This window comes from Halomonas sp. SIMBA_159, assembly GCF_046536035.1.
Classification (GTDB): Bacteria; Pseudomonadota; Gammaproteobacteria; order Pseudomonadales; family Halomonadaceae; genus Vreelandella; species Vreelandella venusta_A.
Window position 1 is genome coordinate 40937 of record NZ_JAWJBT010000015.1, and the last position, 18043, is coordinate 58979.

14 protein-coding genes are annotated in these 18043 nt (G+C 58.0%); 9 read left to right on the forward strand and 5 right to left on the reverse strand.

Going from position 1 to position 18043, the window contains the following annotated elements:
- Positions 1–40: 40 nt before the first annotated feature.
- The 7 genes from R0J87_RS11260 (at position 41) to R0J87_RS11290 (ending at position 6935) form a co-directional block, all read left to right on the forward strand.
- On the forward strand, positions 41–2872 hold the full coding sequence (locus tag R0J87_RS11260; protein ID WP_498886197.1) for a monovalent cation/H+ antiporter subunit A: 2832 nt from the start codon (positions 41–43) through the stop codon (positions 2870–2872).
- Positions 2872–3204 carry a Na+/H+ antiporter subunit C gene (locus R0J87_RS11265; protein ID WP_404342248.1) on the forward strand — a complete coding sequence of 111 codons (333 nt, stop codon included), beginning with the start codon at positions 2872–2874 and terminating at the stop codon, positions 3202–3204. The genes R0J87_RS11260 and R0J87_RS11265 overlap by 1 nt, the downstream gene beginning before the upstream one ends.
- Positions 3201–4712: a monovalent cation/H+ antiporter subunit D gene (locus R0J87_RS11270; protein ID WP_498886200.1), complete on the forward strand. Its 1512-nt coding sequence runs from the start codon at positions 3201–3203 to the stop codon at positions 4710–4712. Before R0J87_RS11265 ends, R0J87_RS11270 begins: the two co-directional genes overlap by 4 nt.
- On the forward strand, positions 4709–5206 hold the full coding sequence (locus R0J87_RS11275) for a Na+/H+ antiporter subunit E (RefSeq protein ID WP_404342252.1): 498 nt from the start codon (positions 4709–4711) through the stop codon (positions 5204–5206). The genes R0J87_RS11270 and R0J87_RS11275 overlap by 4 nt, the downstream gene beginning before the upstream one ends.
- Positions 5200–5469 carry a K+/H+ antiporter subunit F gene (locus tag R0J87_RS11280; protein ID WP_044629074.1) on the forward strand — a complete coding sequence of 90 codons (270 nt, stop codon included), beginning with the start codon at positions 5200–5202 and terminating at the stop codon, positions 5467–5469. The genes R0J87_RS11275 and R0J87_RS11280 overlap by 7 nt, the downstream gene beginning before the upstream one ends.
- Before the next feature lie 22 nt (positions 5470–5491).
- Positions 5492–5878: a Na+/H+ antiporter subunit G gene (locus R0J87_RS11285; protein ID WP_404342254.1), complete on the forward strand. Its 387-nt coding sequence runs from the start codon at positions 5492–5494 to the stop codon at positions 5876–5878.
- Between the two features lie 205 nt (positions 5879–6083).
- Positions 6084–6935, forward strand: coding sequence for a DUF6694 family lipoprotein (locus R0J87_RS11290; RefSeq protein WP_404463294.1), 852 nt, complete (start codon positions 6084–6086; stop codon positions 6933–6935).
- Between the two features lie 80 nt (positions 6936–7015).
- Here R0J87_RS11290 and serB read toward each other — a convergent pair whose 3' ends face one another.
- From serB to pgi, 5 genes are all read right to left on the reverse strand, one after another.
- A complete protein-coding gene (serB, locus tag R0J87_RS11295) occupies positions 7016–7933 on the reverse strand; it encodes a phosphoserine phosphatase SerB (RefSeq protein WP_498886203.1) in 918 nt (305 codons plus the stop codon).
- 3 nt (positions 7934–7936) lie between these two features.
- On the reverse strand, positions 7937–10192 hold the full coding sequence (gene parC, locus R0J87_RS11300; protein WP_498886204.1) for a DNA topoisomerase IV subunit A: 2256 nt from the start codon (positions 10190–10192) through the stop codon (positions 7937–7939).
- Between the two features lie 75 nt (positions 10193–10267).
- On the reverse strand, positions 10268–12235 hold the full coding sequence (locus R0J87_RS11305) for a methyl-accepting chemotaxis protein (RefSeq protein ID WP_498886206.1): 1968 nt from the start codon (positions 12233–12235) through the stop codon (positions 10268–10270).
- A gap of 119 nt (positions 12236–12354) precedes the next feature.
- Positions 12355–14250 (reverse strand): DNA topoisomerase IV subunit B, encoded by a 1896-nt coding sequence (gene parE, locus R0J87_RS11310; RefSeq protein WP_498886208.1) that lies wholly within the window; start codon positions 14248–14250, stop codon positions 12355–12357.
- A gap of 170 nt (positions 14251–14420) precedes the next feature.
- Positions 14421–16124 carry a glucose-6-phosphate isomerase gene (pgi, locus tag R0J87_RS11315; RefSeq protein WP_498886210.1) on the reverse strand — a complete coding sequence of 568 codons (1704 nt, stop codon included), beginning with the start codon at positions 16122–16124 and terminating at the stop codon, positions 14421–14423.
- 114 nt (positions 16125–16238) lie between these two features.
- Here pgi and cmoA point away from each other — a divergent pair, with 114 nt between their 5' ends.
- Positions 16239–16982 (forward strand): carboxy-S-adenosyl-L-methionine synthase CmoA, encoded by a 744-nt coding sequence (cmoA, locus tag R0J87_RS11320; RefSeq protein ID WP_498886211.1) that lies wholly within the window; start codon positions 16239–16241, stop codon positions 16980–16982.
- Position 16983: 1 nt separating this feature from the next.
- Complete coding sequence (gene cmoB / locus R0J87_RS11325; RefSeq protein WP_498886213.1) at positions 16984–17994, forward strand: tRNA 5-methoxyuridine(34)/uridine 5-oxyacetic acid(34) synthase CmoB; 1011 nt, start codon at positions 16984–16986, stop codon at positions 17992–17994.
- The last annotated feature ends 49 nt before the right edge of the window (positions 17995–18043 follow it).

An 18043-nucleotide genomic window follows, 5' to 3' on the forward strand; every position in this document is an offset into this window, starting at 1 on the left:
GCTCTGGCGATTTTATTGATTTTTTGCGCTGGATGACCCCATGACACTGCTGTGGATAGCCTTACTGCCTTTACTGGGCGTACTGGTGCCGGCACTGACTGCCCAACGCGGCCGCACTTGGTGCTCGCTTGCAACGGGCATATTGCCAGCAACGGCACTATTACTCACGCTGCTGCAAATTCCCGCGTTGCTGGAAGGAGAGGCGCTGCGGTTTTCCGCTGCCTGGATGCCAGCACTCGGCTTGGAGTTAGCGTTTCGCCTCGATGGCCTCTCGCTGCTTTTCAATCTGCTGATTCTCGGCATCGGGCTGTTGATTCTATTGTATGCCCATTTTTACTTGGCAAGCGATGAGCCTTTCGGACGTTTTTACGCCTTCTTGATGCTGTTTATGGCTTCAATGGTCGGCATCTCGATGTCTGACAACCTTATCCTGCTCTGGCTGTTTTGGGAGTTGACCAGTCTCTCCTCCTTCCTGCTGATTGGCTTTTGGTCCTATCGTAGCGATGCCCGTAAAGGAGCACGCATGGCGCTGACGGTCACCGGCGCAGGCGGCCTGGCACTGCTGGCGGGCTTACTGCTGCTGGGCGATATGGCCGGTAGCTATCGCATGGATGACGTGCTGTCCAGCGGTGCCACCATTGTTGCCGACCCGCTCTATCCCCTGATGCTAGGGCTAGTGCTACTGGGTGCGTTCACCAAATCTGCTCAATTTCCGTTCCAGTTCTGGCTTCCCCATGCCATGGCGGCTCCCACGCCCGTTTCTGCCTACCTGCACTCAGCCACGATGGTAAAAGCGGGTATTTTCCTAATGGCCCGGTTGCACCCTGCCATTGCGGATAGCGCGCTGTGGAGCGTGGTCGTGCCGCTGGTGGGTACCATTACGCTGCTGTATGGCGCGTGGTTTGCGCTGTTCAAAACCGACTTGAAAGGCATTCTGGCGTTTTCGACCGTCAGCCATTTGGGGTTGATCACCGTACTGCTGGGCATTGGCAGCCCCATGGCCGTGTTGGCGGCGCTGTTTCACATTCTGAACCACGCTACCTTTAAAGCGGCACTGTTCATGAGTGCGGGCATCATCGACCACGAAACCGGCACCCGGGAGCTTAGGCAACTTGGCGGGCTCAGAAAGGCGATGCCCGTCACCGCGCTGCTGACCACTTTGGCGGCCGCTGCCATGGCGGGGGTGCCGCTGTTTAACGGTTTCCTCTCGAAAGAGATGTTCTTCACCGAAACGCTCGCCACCCCGGTACTCGGCGGTTTAAGCTGGGTGTTGCCTGCCCTGGCGACGCTGGGCGGGATTCTCTCCGTAGCATACTCACTGCGGCTAGTTCATGCGGTGTTCTACAAACCCGCACGTGAGCAAACGCCGAAATCCCCCCACGAGCCGCCCCACCTGATGCGCTTGCCCGTGGAGCTGCTGGTGGCGCTATGTGTGCTGGTTGGGCTATTCCCTGCCTTTTTCGCGACAGGCATTCTAGAGCTAGCCACCCAGGCCGTTCTGGGCGAACCCTTGTCGTTCCATCTCGCCATCTGGCACGGCGTGAATTTGCCGCTGATGATGAGCTTGCTGGCCTTTGCAGCGGGCATTGCCATGTACTGGCGTCATGCCGATCTGCGCCGTTTTGTGCAGCCCTTCGCCAGTGTGGATGCGCGCCGCGTGTTCGAACGGCTGATCATCACCGTGGGCTACCGCGCTGAGCAGATCATCACCAAGCTGGAAGGCAACTCACTACAGCGCTATATGGGGTGGTTGCTGGGCGCTGCTCTACTGATGGGGCTGATCGGCCTTTCCAGTATCCAAGAATTGACCGGCACCAAAGGTAACCAGTCGATAGATGGCGTGGTGCTGCTAGGCGCGGGCATGCTCATTTTTGGTGGTATTGCCACCGCCGCGACTCATCGCTACCGCTTAATTTCGCTGCTGATGCTGTCAGTAGTAGGGCTCTTTGTCGCCCTCACCTTCGCACGCTTCTCGGCACCTGATCTCGCGCTCACTCAGCTGTCGGTAGAAGTCGTCACGATGATTCTGCTGATGCTGGCGCTGTTCTTCTTGCCTCAAAAAACCCCTACCGAATCGAGCCCGATGCGTAACGTGCGCGATATCCTACTGGCGGGGGCATTGGGGTTGGTGGTCGCTAGCTTGAACTACGCAGTGATGACCCGTGAGACGCTCTCCATCTCTAACTTCTTTGTGGAGAACAGCAAGCCCGGCGGTGGCGGTTATAACGTGGTCAACGTGATTCTGGTCGACTTCCGTGGCTTCGATACCCTGGGCGAAATTACCGTGCTGGCCATTGCGGGCCTCGCTATCTTCAAGCTGCTTAACCGCTTGCGTCTGTTTATGCCACACAGCGACGGTGAAGGCCGTGTTTGGTCGCCGGACCGCTACCCGGCCATCCTGACCTCTATCTCGATGACGCTGCTGCCATTGGCACTGCTGGTTTCGGCGTTTATCTTCCTGCGTGGTCATAACCAGCCCGGCGGCGGCTTTATTGCCGGTTTGATTACCGCCGTTGCGCTGATTTTGCTGTACATGGCGCGGGGCGTTGAGTGGGCACTGGCTCGCCTGAACTTCCCCTTCCAGCCAGTGGCCGTGGTGGGTGTAGCGATTGCAACGCTCACCGGGCTTGGCAGTTGGCTATTGGGCTACCCCTTCCTAACGTCGTCGTTTGGGTATTTCAGCCTACCGCTGATTGGCACGTTCGAGCTTGCCACGGCCCTGCTGTTTGACCTGGGTGTCTACCTTGCCGTGGTAGGTGCCACGCTGATGATTCTGGCCAACCTGGGCAAGGTCACTACACCGCACCGCCCGGTGACCGACCCTAAAACGCCGGACACCAACGACACGCCGAATGAAAAGGAATCCCTCTAATGGAACTGCTCTACGCCATTACCACGGGTATCTTAACCTCCTGCGGGCTTTACCTGACGCTGCGCGGAAGAACGTTCCCGGTCGTTGTCGGCCTGACGCTGCTCTCCTATGCGGTCAACTTGTTCCTGTTCTCCATGGGTGGGCTGACAACGGACGGTGCTGCACTGGTGAATGAGGGTACTCAGTTCGCCGACCCGCTGCCCCAGGCGCTGGTCCTCACCGCCATCGTTATCGGCTTTGCCATGACGGCGTTCGTGGTCATTCTTGCCATGCGGGCGCGCAGCGAAGTGGGTAACGACCACGTGGATGGTAAAAAGGAAGACCGCGAATGATTCAGCATCTGATTGTATTACCCGTGGTACTACCGCTGGTCGCGGGTATTTTATTACTCTACCAACGCCAGGGGCTGGTGCACTACAAGCGCGCTGTGAGCGTTATTGCTACGCTGCTTCTGCTGCTGGTGTCGATTGCCTTGGTGCGCCAAGCCGCCAGCGGTGAGATCACCTATTACGCGCTGGGCGATTGGCAGCCGCCGTTTGGCGTGGTGCTGGTGCTTGACCGCCTCTCGGCCTTGATGGTGCTGCTCACCTCCGTGCTCGCCATTGGTGCCGTCGTGTTTGCCTGCGGCGGTGACGACGAGAAAGGCAGCAACTTCCACGGTTTGTTTCAGTGGCAGTTGCTGGGCATCAACGGCGCGTTTTTGACCGGCGATTTGTTCAACCTGTTCGTCTTCTTTGAAGTGCTGCTGCTGGCCTCCTATGCGCTGCTGCTGCACGGTGGCGGCAAAGCACGTATTCAGGCCAGCGTTCACTATGTGGTGCTTAACCTAGCGGGCTCGTCGCTGTTTTTGATTGCCGTGGGCATTCTGTATGGGGCCACCGGCACGCTCAATATGGCGGATATGGGCTATAAGCTTGCTAGCCTGCCCGCTGAGCGTGAGGGTTTAGTCACCGCAGGTGCGCTGATGCTTCTGGTCGTATTTGGCCTCAAAGCCGCTATTTTGCCGCTCTATTTCTGGCTACCCCGCGCCTATGCGGCGGCACCCGCCCCGGTGGCGGCGCTGTTTGCGATCATGACCAAGGTGGGTATCTACGCCATTTTGCGGGTCTATTCGCTGATTTTTGGCGAACAGGCAGGGGGCCTTGTGGCGCTGGAGCAGCCTTGGGTGTGGTGGCTAGCGCTAGCCACCTTGGCAGCCGCTGGCGTTGGCGTAATGGCCGCTCGCGACCTTCGCCTGCTGGTGGCCTACTTGGTGCTGATTTCGGTCGGTACACTGCTGGCGGGCGTTGGCATGCGCTCGGCAGAGGCCACCTCCGCCCTGCTCTACTACCTCATCCATACCACGCTAGTCACCGGTGGCCTGTTCCTGCTGGCTGAGATGATTGGCCTGCAGCGCGGCAAGCCGGGTACGCGCATCGTCAAAGGGCGCCCGCTGGTACAGGGTAACGCCCTGGCGATTACCTTTTTCATCGGTGCGATTGCTGTGGTGGGAATGCCACCGCTTTCAGGTGCGCTGGGTAAAGCGATGGTATTGGTGGCGGCAGAAGGCACTCAGCGCGTGTGGTTATGGCCACTGCTGCTGCTCGCCAGCCTAGCGTCACTGATCGCGCTCTCGCGTGCGGGCTCTACGCTGTTTTGGCGCAGCCACCGGGGCAGCCCCAGCGGTAGCACCCTGTCGCGCTATCAGTGGTTCGGTATGCTCTGGCTACTCAGCGCCGCGCCTTTACTGGTGGCGTTTGCCGGGCCGGTGAGCAGCTATACCCAAGCCACCGGGGAGCAGCTCGCTAACCCACAGCTGCTCATTGAAACACTGCTGCCCAATGCAGGAGAGACACCATGATGACCCCTCGCAAATGGCTGCCCACCCCGGTTCTTTCGATACTGCTGCTGTTGGTGTGGCTACTGCTGGTACGCAGCTACGCCTTTGGTCAGTTCGTGCTGGGGGGAGCGCTGGCAATTTTAATTCCTTTGCTGACCCACCGCTTTTGGGATGCTCGGCCACGTATCAGTAAGCCCATGATGCTGCTGCGCTTTGGCCTGCGGGTGCTGGGCGATATCGTGACTGCCAACTTCGAGGTGGCGTACCTGATCGCCAACCCGTGGCGCAAGCTAAAGCCTCACTTCATTGAGTATCCGCTGATGCTGGAGGAGCGCTTCACCATCACGCTGCTGGCCAGCACGATCAGCCTAACGCCAGGCACAGTATCGGCAAACCTTCGGATGGACGGCAAATCCCTGCTGATTCATGCGTTGAACGTGGATGATGAAGAAGCGCTCATTGAGCAAATACGCGAACGCTACGAACGGCCGCTCAAGGAGATTTACGAATGCTGAGTATTGCGCTCTACATCACCTTAGCGCTGGTGGTGATGGCCCTGCTGATGAACCTTTATCGTCTTACCGTAGGCCCCGATCTTCCTGATCGCGTGCTGGCGCTGGACACCATGTACGTCAACTCCATCGCACTGATTGTGTTGCTCGGCTTATGGCTCAACAGCAAGACCTACTTTGAGTCTGCACTGTTGATCGCCATGCTTGGCTTTATCAGTACGGTAGCCGTGTGCAAGTACATTCTACGCGGGGATATTATTGAATGAGCCCGATTAAAGAGGTGCGTTTATGCCATTCTTAGTTGAAGCGCTGATTTCCCTACTGTTAATCGCGGGTGGCGTTTTTGTGTTCATCGGCTCGCTAGGCATGGCACACCTGCGCGATTTCTACATGCGCCTACATGGCCCTACCAAAGCCACCACGCTAGGCATCGGCTGTATGTTGATTGCCTCTATGGGGTATTTTTGGAGCGTCGATGGCAAGCCGGATATCCAAGAGCTGCTGATTACGCTGTTCCTGTTTATTACCGCCCCAGTAAGCGCCCACCTGCTGGCGAAAACTGGCCTGCATATGCGGCTAAAACACGCGGAAAAAACTCAGGGCAAGCCTGTCGAGCTGCGATCTGAGGAAGTAGGTGAAAAGCCCGTGCCTCACCCGGACAAAGGGCACGGTTAAGCTGTGCTGCTGTTGTAAGCTCCGCTGCTATTGGCTTCACAAGCGCTGGCAATCGCCAGCGCTTTTTTTGGCCGCTGCGCTAAACCGCTGACCCGGCATCAAAAGTACTCAGTCGCGCGGATGAGCAGCGCTCAAGAGAAAGTAGTGGCGGATGCCACTTTCCGGTAAGCTCTTGCCGATTGATTTTTTGTGGTGAGGTACCTCTATGTGGAGCCTACTCAGGCTATCTGCACTTTCATTATCTGCCCTAGTACTGGCAGGCTGCTCAGACCCAAAAGTCGATACCAGCTCTATGCCTGCCGCCGTGGTCTCGATTGAGAAAGTTCGTGATTCGTTGCCCACCTATAAGCGCGACGAGTTTGATACCGCACTGAAGATCATTGCCATGTCATCGTTTAACGGCATTGATCTATTTAACCCCCAACGCATGAATGCTGCTGAAATTGCCGAATCGGCTAATGCCTATATGCATGGGCTAACGGGTGACGAAATAATTGAGCGCGCTGATGAGATGCTACGCCAGCGGCGTGCTAGAGAACGTGAACAGGCGCTGCGCACGCTGAACCGGCTGGAAGCTAAACAGGCCAGCGCCCAGCAAGCGCAGGAGCATCTAACGCAAATCAGTATTGATAGCGCTCGTTACTACCTCAGCACCAGCCCCTACGGCGCACTGGAACCAGTGATTGAGCTAACGGTGACGAACGGTGCTGACCAAGCCGTTTCAGAGCTCATGCTGCGTGGACTACTGGAAAGCCCAGAGCGGGAAATCGCCTGGGTAGATGAAACCTTTTACTACGTGATTGCAGGCGGTTTAGCCCCCGGCGAAAGCGCCACATGGAGCTTAGCACCCAACCGCTTTGGCCCCTGGGGCAATGACCAAATCCCCCGCAATGCCGAACTATCGCTCACGCTGCAGGGCGTCAATAACGCCGAAGGCGAGCCGCTATGGAACGCGCCTCCGCTGACCGAAAGCGAGACAGCCCGGCTAGAGTCGCTGCGCACCGAGTACGGCGGCATACGCCCACAAGCCACGGATAGCCCAGCGGCAGACAGCTAAACGACGAACAGTTGATCAACAAAAACGGCGGTGCTAACAAGCACCGCCGTTTTACGTTGACCTGCGTCGTCTGCCTTAGCTTAGGTTAGCTCTGCGTCGCTATAGCCAAGCAGGTAAAGCACGCCATCCAACCCCGCGACAGAGATCGCTTGGCGCGCTTCGGCACGTACCAACGGTTTAGCACGAAACGCCACGCCCAACCCCGCCGTCGCCAGCATTTTCAGGTCGTTCGCGCCATCGCCCACGGCAACGGTTTGCACCAACGGCACCCCTTCTCGCTCAGCGATTTGCTCAAGCAGAGCCGCTTTACGCTCGGCATCGACGATGGGCTCCTGCACCGTTCCGGTCACTTTGCCCTGCTCGATGACCAGCTCATTGGCATGAATTTCATCAAAGCCAAGCCGCTCCTGAAGGTAGCGAGCGAAGTAGGTGAAGCCGCCGGACAGGATCACCGTGCGGTAGCCCAAGCGCTTCAAATTCACCATCAGACGCTCAACGCCATCCATCAGCGGCAGCTCTGCGGCGATACTGGCCAATACCGTCTCTTCTAAGCCTTCCAGCTTGCTCATACGCTCACGAAAGCTGGCTTTAAAATCCAGCTCACCGCGCATGGCGCGTTCGGTCACTTCCGAGACCTCGTGACCCACTCCATGGCGCCGCGCCAGCTCATCGATGACTTCCGCTTTAATCAGCGTGGAGTCCATATCGAAGCAGACCAAGCGCGGCGTGGCCTCGGGCCTGGCTGGCTGCACCACAAGATCCACACCGTGGGTTTCGCCCAGTTCCAACGCTGCCTGGCGCAGTGCGGTTATTGCGTCGGGCGCGCCGCTCAAGTGAAGCTCCAAGCAATCCATGGTGCCGCCTTGTGCCGTGTCTGCCAACGTCTGGCGACGCTCTTCCTGCAGGCCAAACTGCACCATTAACGCCTCTATCGCTGACTCTATTGTGGCGGTCAAGCGCGGCGCTAACAGAGTGACCAGAATATTTCCGCGTGCCATCCGTTACTCCCCTGCTTCTAAACGATCAACTTTTTGGAAACCACGCGGTAGCTTACTGCCTCGCCTGCCGCGCTCCCCGCGATAATACGCGAGATCATCCGCTTTGAGGGTCAGTTTGCGCTTGCCCGCATGAATCATCAGCTCACTGCCTTCAGCGACCACGGTAATGTCACGCACAAACTCTTCCCGCCGTGCGGCCCTCGGGCCGGGGATATCGAGCATCTTATTGCCCTTCCCTTTGGCCATTTCGGGCAATTGATCAAGAGGGAACAGCAGCAAGCGACCTTCATTCGACACCGAAGCCACCCACAGCCCTTCGCCCTCCGGCACCTCAATGGGTGGCATAACGCTGCAGCCTTTGGGTACGCTGAGTACGGCTTTACCGGCTTTGTTTTTGCCGGTGAGCGCTTCGAGCTGAGCCACAAACCCGTAGCCCCCGTCGCTGGCCAGCAGGAAGCGCTTGGTGGGCGGTGCCAGCATAAGCCCCGCCATTTGCGCGCCAGCCGCCACGTTAACCCGGCCAGTCACCGGCTCGCCCTGCCCTCGTGCGCTGGGCAAATTATGCGCCGCCAGAGTATAGGCGCGGCCAGTATCGTCTAACAGCACCAGCGGCTGGTTAGTTTTTCCGCGGGCGGCGAGATGAAAACTATCCCCCGCTTTGTAGGAGAGCCCTTCGGGGTCGATATCGTGGCCTTTGGCAGCACGAATCCAGCCTTTATCCGACAGCACCACGGTAATCGGGTCTGCACCTAGTAGCTCAACGTCCGACAGCGCTTTAGACTCTGCACGCTCAACCAACGGAGAGCGGCGTTCATCACCGTGCTCCTTGCCCGCCGCGCGGATCTCTTTTTCAATCAGCGTGGTGAGTTTAGCTTCGCTTCCCAGCAGACCTTGCAAGGTTTTGCGCTCTTTCTCTAACTCATCCTGCTCGCCACGAATCTTCATCTCTTCCAGCTTGGCAAGATGACGCAGACGCAGCTCAAGAATCGCTTCCGCCTGTCGTTCGGTGAGGCCAAACGCCGCCATCAAGGCAGGTTTTGGCTCATCCTCTTCACGAATAATGCGGATCACTTCGTCAAGATCCAGATACGCCGTGAGCAGGCCTTCTAGAATATGCAGGCGGTCTTCGACCTTACCCAGCCGATGCTCTAAACGCCGACGCACGGTCGAACGCCGAAAACGCAGCCATTCGCCTAGCATATCCGTCAGCGGCATCACCCGGGGTCGGCCATCTAGGCCAATCACGTTCATGTTCACCCGCACGTTCTTTTCCAGATCCGTGGTAGCAAACAGATGCGCCATCAGCGATTCAACATCAATACGGTTTGAACGCGGCTCAATGACCAGTCGAGTCGGCTCTTCATGGGTCGATTCATCGCGCAGGTCGGCCACCATAGGCAGCTTTTTCGCCTGCATTTGCGCGGCGATTTGCTCCAATACTTTGGCACCGCTGACCTGATAAGGCACCGCAGTAATGACGATATTGGCCTCTTCACGCACATAGCGGGCGCGCAGCTTGACCGAGCCACGGCCGGTCTCATAGAGCTTACGCAGATCTGCTTTCGGGGTGATGATCTCTGCATCCGTCGGGAAATCCGGGGCAGGCACAAACGCCATTAGATCCGCCGTGGTGGCCTCAGGGTGACGCAACAGGTGGCAGGTGGCCTCCACCACTTCCGAGACGTTATGCGGTGGAATATCGGTGGCCATGCCCACGGCAATGCCCGTGCCGCCGTTGAGCAGCACATGGGGTAAGCGCGCGGGAAGCACCACCGGCTCTTGCATGGTGCCATCGAAGTTAGGTGCCCACTCCACGGTACCCTGGCCCAACTCACTCAGCAGTACGTCAGCAAACTTGGAGAGTTTGGCCTCGGTATAGCGCATGGCGGCGAAAGATTTCGGGTCGTCCGGGCTACCCCAGTTACCCTGGCCATCCACCAGCGGGTAGCGGTAGCTGAACGACTGTGCCATCAGCACCATGGCTTCATAGCAGGCGCTATCCCCATGGGGGTGGAACTTACCCAGTACGTCACCGACAGTACGCGCCGACTTCTTGTACTTGGCATTGGCATGCAGCGCCAGCTCGCGCATGGCGTAGATGATCCGCCGCTGCACGGGCTTCATGCCATCGCCAATGTTGGGCAGCGCGCGGTCTAAAATGACGTACATCGAGTAGTCGAGGTACGCTTTTTCGGTGTAGTCGCGCAGGGACAGACGCTCGACGTCGCCCTCCGCTACCTGAATATCCATGTCGATCATACTCTACCTTGACAACAAAACCGCCCCTGGCGGGGCGGCTAAATAAGCGGACTCGCGGCCACTTAACATGGCACGCTAAGTAAGATGCCTGATTTCCTGCTCACTATTCGGCAATGCACGCGAGCGATTTTCGCCCTGGGCACTGCCATGAAACTCATCTAACAGCCCTTTTAAACGCTGCGCTTGCAACGAGAGCTCATTGGCCGCCTCCGCTGCTTGGCTGACCAGCCCAGCATTTTGCTGGGTCACAGTATCCATCTGCGTCACGGCCCGGTTGATCTCATCGATTCCGTTAGTTTGTTCGCTGGAGGCTTGGCTGATCTCACTGATCCGAGCGGACACTTCCTCAATGGCCATAACGATCTCTCTCATCGCCGCTTCGGCTTCTTCGGCGTAGCCGCTGCCCGTGGCGATTTGCTCGGAAGTCGTCTTAATCAGGCCATTAATATTACGCGCAGAAGCTGCACTGCGGGATGCCAGCTCGCGTACTTCGCTGGCAACCACGGCAAAGCCGCGCCCATGCTCTCCAGCGCGAGCCGCCTCTACCGAGGCGTTAAGCGCCAAAATATTGGTCTGGAAAGCAATGTTCTCAATCACTTGAACGATAGAAGCCACTTCAACCGAGCTTTCGTTGATGCTTTCCATCGATTGGGCCAAGCGCGAAACCTGCTCACCGCCACGCTTCACTTTCACAGCGGACTCCTTCACGCGCTGGTCCGCCTCTTGGGCGTTATCCGCATTCCGCTTCACCGTCGCGGCCATCTGCTCCATGGTAGAGGAGGTCTCTTGCAGCGAAGCGGCCTGCTGCTCTGTTCTGCTGGAAAGCTCGTTATTGCCAGCAGCGATCTCAGACGATTCGCTGGCAATGGCATCCGCCACGCCGCGCACGTCACCGAATAGACGCTGGAGCTTTTCGGAGTAGCGGTTCACGGCGCGGCGCAGCTCGCCAATCTCATCATCGCGATAAATGGTGAGCTCTCGCCCGCCATCGCCCTGGCCAAGCTGGTCAATCTGATGCGTAGTACTGCGAATTTGCGACAGCAGTATGCGGCCGCCCCACCAGCCAAGCCCTAGTAACAGCGCCAGCAGCGGCAAAATAAACAGCAGCAGGTCACGGGTCAGCGTTTGCGCCAGCGCCGTCACTTGGTCGCTGGGGGTTACTAGCCCTAGTGTCCAGCCCGTAGTGGGCATATCGAACAAGCGGACTTCAGCAGGGCTTGCCAGAACACCCGCACTCTCGACACTGGTCTGTGCTTGCCCTGACTCCAGCGCTTCCACCACCGGCGTTAGCCAAGGCTGAGCATTAGCAACGCCTGCTAGGCTTTGCATCTCATCCGTTGACTGTTCCACACCGGGCAAGTCGATAATATTACGCTCGCTATCCAGCACGAACGCATAGCCACCCGTGCCACCACCATTTTCTGCCAAAAATGCTGCCACGCCGCCTAGCTGCATATCGATGGTAGCCACACCGGCAAAGGCGTTATCGCTGTAGTACGGCACGCTGCAGGTCACCATAGCGACCCCAGTCGCTGGGTCACGGTAAGCCGCCGACCAAACACACTGCCCTGGCGTGGCATCACGGGCACTGCTGTACCATGCTTCATCGTGATAAGGGGCTGCGCTAGCGGCGTTATAATCATCTAAAAAATCGAGCCCGCTCTGGCCGTTACGTGCCCAGAAAAAACTAAATTTATCGACACCGGGCTCAAACGCTCCTGGCTCTGGCCAAATACCGCCACCGGCGATGGTGCTGTTGGCGTTGTCGTCCACCACCTTGGGTAGCGCTTGCCGGTAGAGCGCTTCATCCCGCGGTAGCGACTCCGCCAACGCCGCAAGGCTTGAGGTATTTCCCTCCACACGTGCTAGCTGGCCATTGAGGGCATTAACAATGGAGCCCCCTGTTCGCTCAATCAGCGACTGGCTGGCTTCAATAACCAGCGGCTGCCCCCGCCATGCCATCACACCGTAGATGCCCGCGCCCATTAGCAGCGTGAGTATCACTGCCGACATCGTCAACTGCCGAGAAATTGAGTTAAACAAAGGCTTTCCCCTAGCTTGAGCGCCTTAAGCGCATTTTAGAATGTTTGCCTGTTATTCAACTATCGACCAATTAGCAGTTAACTCAAACAACGCACCATTAACGTTTGCCTGCTTTCAAATTACACGTCCACATCTGCCAAGTTGCCGTAATCTTCCAGCCACTTTTTGCGATCGCTGGCACGCTTTTTGGCCAACAGCATATCCATCATTTCCAGCGTGCCGTCACCCTCTTCCAGGGTGAGCTGCACAAGGCGGCGTGTTTCCACCGCCATGGTGGTTTCACGTAGCTGCAGCGGGCTCATTTCACCCAGGCCTTTAAAACGCTGAACGTTGGGTGTGCCGCGTTTTTTCGCCAGCTGTTTAAGAACCGCCGCTTTCTCGCTTTCATCAAGGGCGTAGTGGACTTCTTTACCTAAATCAATGCGGTACAGCGGCGGCATGGCCACGTATACATGGCCCGCGTCGACCAGACTGGGGAAATGCTTCACAAACAGCGCGCAAAGCAGCGTCGCGATATGCAAACCGTCAGAGTCGGCGTCGGCCAGAATGCAGATTTTGTGATAACGCAGCTTTTCAAGGTCGGCACTGCCCGGGTCGGCACCAATGGCCACGGCAATATCGTGAACTTCTTGAGAGCCGTAGATATCGTGGGTTTCGACTTCCCAGGTATTTAGGATTTTACCGCGCAGCGGCAAGATAGCCTGGGTCTCGCGGTTTCGGGCCTGCTTGGCGCTGCCCCCCGCCGAGTCCCCTTCCACCAGAAACAGCTCGCTCAGCGCCGGGTCCTGGCCGGAACAGTCCGCCAGTTTGCCGGGCAGCGCGGGGCCAGACGTGACCTTTTTACGGGCGACTTTTTTAGATTTCTTCTGGCGCTGTTGGGCGGCGCTAATCACCATCTCCGCCAGCTGTTCGGCCTGCTCAATGTGATGATTCAGCCACAGCGAGAAGGCATCTTTCACCACGCCCGAGACAAACCCGGCAATGGTGCGCGAGGAAAGCCGCTCTTTCGTTTGGCCAGCAAACTGCGGGTCAAGCATTTTCACCGAGAGCACGAAGGAAGCGCGCTCCCACAAATCATCGGCGGTGAGCTTGATGCCACGGGGCAGCAGACTGCGGTATTCACAGAATTCCCGCAGCGCGTCTAACAGCCCGGAACGAAAGCCGCTAACGTGGGTGCCGCCCTGGGGCGTAGGGATCAGGTTAACGTAGCTCTCAAGCAGCGCCTCGCCACCTTCAGGCAGCCACTGAATGGCCCAGTCTACGCCGTGCTCGTCGTCACTAAAGTGGCCTACAAACGGCTCTTTGGGCAGTACTTCGTAACCATCGGTGGCTTCGGCCAGGTAGTCGCGCAGGCCATCGGCATAGGCCCACTCGGTTTTGGTGCCATCCGGCTCTACCAGCGTGACCGCTAAACCGGGGCAAAGCACCGCTTTGGCGCGCAAAAGATGTTTTAGCTTGGAAACTGCCAGCTTTGGGCTATCAAAGTAGCTCTCGTCAGGCCAAAAGCGTACTAACGTGCCGGTGGCGCGCTTGGCCGCTTTGCCAATTTCGTGCAGCTCTTCAACTTTATCGCCGTGTTCAAAGGCGATGGCATGGCGGGCACCGTCTCGGGTCACTTCCACTTCCAAACGCCGTGACAACGCATTGACCACCGACACGCCCACGCCGTGCAGGCCACCCGAAAACCGGTAGCTTGAAGAGGAGAACTTACCGCCCGCGTGGAGTTTGGTCAGAATGAGCTCAACCCCTGACACGCCATGTTCCGGGTGTAGATCAATCGGCATGCCCCGGCCGTTATCCTGCACTTCAATGGCACCGCCGCTATGGAGTACCACGCTGATGCTTGAAGCGTGCCCGGCGAGCGCCTCATCGACACTGTTGTCGATCACCTCTTGGGCGAGGTGGTTGGGCCGCGAGGTATCGGTGTACATTCCCGGGCGCTTACGCACCGGTTCAAGCCCTGACAGGACCTCGATAGAACTCGCGCCGTACTGGGAGGCATCAAACTGGGTCATGTAACGTCGGTTCCTGAAAAAACATACTGAACAAAAGCGTACTGTCGGCTTCAATAGGAGCCGTCACAGGACGGCCCCCTTGGGTATTCTTCAGATGAGGCCGCTATGAAAAGCACACAGGATAGCGGAAAACCAAAAAGCTGTATATCCAGCCATATAAATTGGAAACACTACTCCTGCTCGGCGGCCCAAAAGGCTTCAATCAAGCCACGGCTAGAAGCATCCATTCGACCAAGATCGCCTTCACCGTCAATAATCGCTTGGGTATCGGTGGCAATTTGCTTACCAAGCTCGACCCCCCACTGGTCAAAGGGGTTGATATCCCAAATCACCGCTTGCACGAAGACCTTGTGCTCATACAACGCTATCAGCGAGCCTAGGGTGGCGGGGGTAAGCTTATCCAGCAGCACCGTCGAAGAGGGTTGGTTACCCCGATAGCGTTTGTGCTCGGGGCGCGGGCCATCTTCATCTAATGCATCGTCACCCAACATCAACACACGGGACTGAGCAAAGCAGTTGGCCAGCGCCAAGCGATGCTGCGCTTTCAAGTGCCGACGGGTGTCTACATTTTCGACCTCATCGTAACGCTTAAGCGGCGCGATAAAGTCGCACACCACAGGCTGGGTGCCCTGGTGAAGCAGTTGATAAAACGCATGCTGGGCATTAGGGCCCAGCTGGCCCCACAGCACCGGGCAGGTGGAGTAGTTCACCGCTTGGCCCTGGCGGGTGACCGATTTGCCATTGGACTCCATCTCCAACTGCTCAAGGTAGGCGGCAAAGTACTCAAGCCGCCCATCGTAGGGCAGAATCGAGTGGGCGCGGATATCCAGAAAATTCACGTTCCAGATGCCTGCCAAGCCCAGTAACACCGGCAGATTGTCCTCCAGCGGTGCATCCCGGAAGTGGCTATCCATGGCATGGGCGCCCGCCAACAGCTCGCGAAAGTTTTCCATCCCAATCACTAGCGCAATCGGCAGCCCAATGGTGCCCCACAGCGAGTAGCGCCCGCCGACCCACTCCCAAAACATCAGCTGGTGGTCCGGGGTAATCCCCCACTCGCTCATCTTGTCAGGGCTGGCGGATACACCAATAAAGTGCTGGCGCACAATCAGCTCTGCGCTGATCGGTTTGGCATGGGGGCTGGCTTCTGGCAGGTCGGCGTGCTGTGTAAGCCGCCCGATGAGCCAGTCGCGGGCCGTGTTGGCGTTGGAGAGGGTATCGATGGTAGTGAACGACTTAGACGAGAGCACAAACAGCGTGGTTTCGGGGTTAAACCGGCTGAGATAATCCGCCAGTTGGGAACCATCCATCGTGGAGGCAAAATGCACCTCCACCGGGTGAATATCGCTGGGGCGATAGTCTGCCAGCGCATGAGTAACCATCAGCGGCCCTAAATCCGAGCCGCCCACGCCTAAATTCACCACGTGACGAATAGGCTTTCCGGTGGCCCCGCGCCACTGGCCAGCGTGTAGCCGCTGAACTAGGCGCTCCATTTGCGCCAAGCTGTCATGCACGGCCCCGACGATATCTTCGCCTTCCACTTCCAGGCTCGCATCTGCAGGTAGGCGCAAGGCGGTATGCAGCGCTGGGCGGTTCTCACTGACGTTTACCCGCTTACCGCTCAGCAGCGCCTCGATGGCCCCTGGCACGCCCGCCTCTTGAGCCAGCGCCAGCAGGTGCTCCAGCGTATCGTCGTCCCAACGCTGCTTGGAAAGGTCAAGGGTGAGCCCCGCCACCTGACGAGTAAAGTGCTTCCAACGACCAGGGTCATCCCCAAAAAGGTTTTTCAAGTGGACGTGTTTAAGTGCTTGAGCGTGCTGCTGTAACGTTTGCCAAGCGGGTAGCGTATCGGGAGTTGCTGTTGCTGAAGCCATGTGCCCTCTCCTGTGGCGTCGTTCCGTGAGGCAGGAATCTGTGTTGATCAGGCCTGTTCTGCGTTAACAAGGGCGCGTAAACTACGCAGCCTCATTAACCATCCTGGCTTGCCCATGAGTGATGCATCTTACCGCGACGCTATCTTTTCAACACCCCTAGACAAGGTGGCTAGGTTCTCCTTTGATGAACAGGTGGTCGCGTGCTTCCCCGATATGATTCGCCGCTCGGTGCCCGGCTACGGCCAAATTCTGGGCATGCTGAGCCTGATTGCCAAACGCCATCTGCGCCACGGCGCCCATGTTTATGATCTGGGCTGCTCGCTGGGCGCATCCGGCCTCGCCCTGGCAGGCGCGCTGCCCGCCGACGCGTTCCGCTATACCGGCATTGATCTTTCACCGGCCATGGCGGCCCGCGCGAAGCAGACCTTTCTCGATGAGTGCCCCGACCACGCCATGCAAGTGGAGGAAGCCGATATTCGTACCTACGAGTATGCGCCTTCGGGGATGATCATTCTCAACTTTACGCTGCAGTTTTTGCCCCCGGCAGATCGTGATGCGCTGCTCAAGCGGCTTTACAACACGCTTGAGCCCGGCGGCGTGCTGATTTTGTCGGAAAAGACCGTCGATGCCGACGAGCGCGACAACGCTTGGCGGGTCGAGCGCTACCACGACTTCAAGCGTGCCAATGGCTACAGCGATATGGAGATCAGCCAAAAGCGCACCGCGCTTGAGAACGTGCTGATTCCCGATACGCTCGATGCGCTGCACGAGCGCTTGTCGTTGGCGGGTTTTCCCCGCTCCATGACCTGGTTCCAGTACCTGAACTTCACCTCGCTGATCGCCTTTAAGGAGGGTTAAGGTGGCGCTACTTCACGACGATCATCGCGTGCTGTATCAAGCGTTTCTAGATCAAGCCACCCAGGATGCGTCGCTGACGCCGTGGCTTGCCAAACTGCCCGAGCAGCTCGCCAACGGGCTGGACCCCCAGCGCCACGGCGATCTTTCCGCCTGGGAAAAAGCCGTGGCCAAGCTGCCGCCACTGCCGGAACAGCGCCGTGTGGATCTAAATAGCGATACGCTGACGGTTGAACTCGACCTCACCGACAGCCAGCAGCGTCAGTGCTTCAATCTGCTGCGCAAGCTGGCCCCGTGGCGGAAAGGGCCATTCAACCTGGGCGGTATTGAGATCAACACCGAGTGGCGCTCCGACTGGAAATGGCAACGCGTCGCTCCGCATCTTGCACCATTGAAGTACCGCAAAGTGCTGGACGTGGGCGGCGGCAGCGGCTATCACGCCTGGCGGATGGCGGGTGCAGGCGCGGCTTTCGTGTTGGTGATTGACCCTTCCCCACGCTTTTACTGGCAGTTTCAGGCGGTGCGCCACTTTGTCGGCAACGCCGATGAAGGACGTACACAGTTTTTGCCGGTGGGTATCGAGGACGTGCCGGAAAACCTGGGCTTCTTCGACACGGTGTTCTCCATGGGCGTGCTGTACCACCGCCCTTCGCCCCTTGAGCACCTGCAACAGCTAAAAGGCGCGCTGGCTCCCGGTGGCGAACTAGTGCTGGAAACCCTAGTGGTAGAAGGCGATGAGCAGACCGTGTTCGTACCCGGTGAACGCTACGCCGCGATGCCCAACGTCTACTTTTTGCCCTCCTCCAAAGCACTGTGCCACTGGCTAGAGCGCTGCGGTTTTACCAACGTACGGGTGGTAGATGAAGCGGTGACCACGCTGGAGGAGCAGCGCTCCACCGAGTGGATGACTTACCAGTCATTGGCAGATTTCCTAGACCCAGAAGACCGCACCCGAACGATTGAAGGCTACCCCGCTCCTCGCCGTGCGGTGATTCTGGCGAACAAGCCGGAGTAATAAGGGATACCGCCAGCACTTTTAAAACAGAACTTTTAAATCAGTACTT

Coding starts and splice junctions, on each gene's coding strand:
- R0J87_RS11260 (WP_498886197.1), top strand. CDS start 41: ATGACACTGCTGTGGATAGCCTTACTGCCTTTACTGGGCGTACTGGTG.
- R0J87_RS11265 (WP_404342248.1), top strand. CDS start 2,872: ATGGAACTGCTCTACGCCATTACCACGGGTATCTTAACCTCCTGCGGG.
- R0J87_RS11270 (WP_498886200.1), top strand. CDS start 3,201: ATGATTCAGCATCTGATTGTATTACCCGTGGTACTACCGCTGGTCGCG.
- R0J87_RS11275 (WP_404342252.1), top strand. CDS start 4,709: ATGATGACCCCTCGCAAATGGCTGCCCACCCCGGTTCTTTCGATACTG.
- R0J87_RS11280 (WP_044629074.1), top strand. CDS start 5,200: ATGCTGAGTATTGCGCTCTACATCACCTTAGCGCTGGTGGTGATGGCC.
- R0J87_RS11285 (WP_404342254.1), top strand. CDS start 5,492: ATGCCATTCTTAGTTGAAGCGCTGATTTCCCTACTGTTAATCGCGGGT.
- R0J87_RS11290 (WP_404463294.1), top strand. CDS start 6,084: ATGTGGAGCCTACTCAGGCTATCTGCACTTTCATTATCTGCCCTAGTA.
- serB (WP_498886203.1), bottom strand. CDS start 7,933: ATGGCACGCGGAAATATTCTGGTCACTCTGTTAGCGCCGCGCTTGACC.
- parC (WP_498886204.1), bottom strand. CDS start 10,192: ATGATCGACATGGATATTCAGGTAGCGGAGGGCGACGTCGAGCGTCTG.
- parE (WP_498886208.1), bottom strand. CDS start 14,250: ATGACCCAGTTTGATGCCTCCCAGTACGGCGCGAGTTCTATCGAGGTC.
- pgi (WP_498886210.1), bottom strand. CDS start 16,124: ATGGCTTCAGCAACAGCAACTCCCGATACGCTACCCGCTTGGCAAACG.
- cmoA (WP_498886211.1), top strand. CDS start 16,239: ATGAGTGATGCATCTTACCGCGACGCTATCTTTTCAACACCCCTAGAC.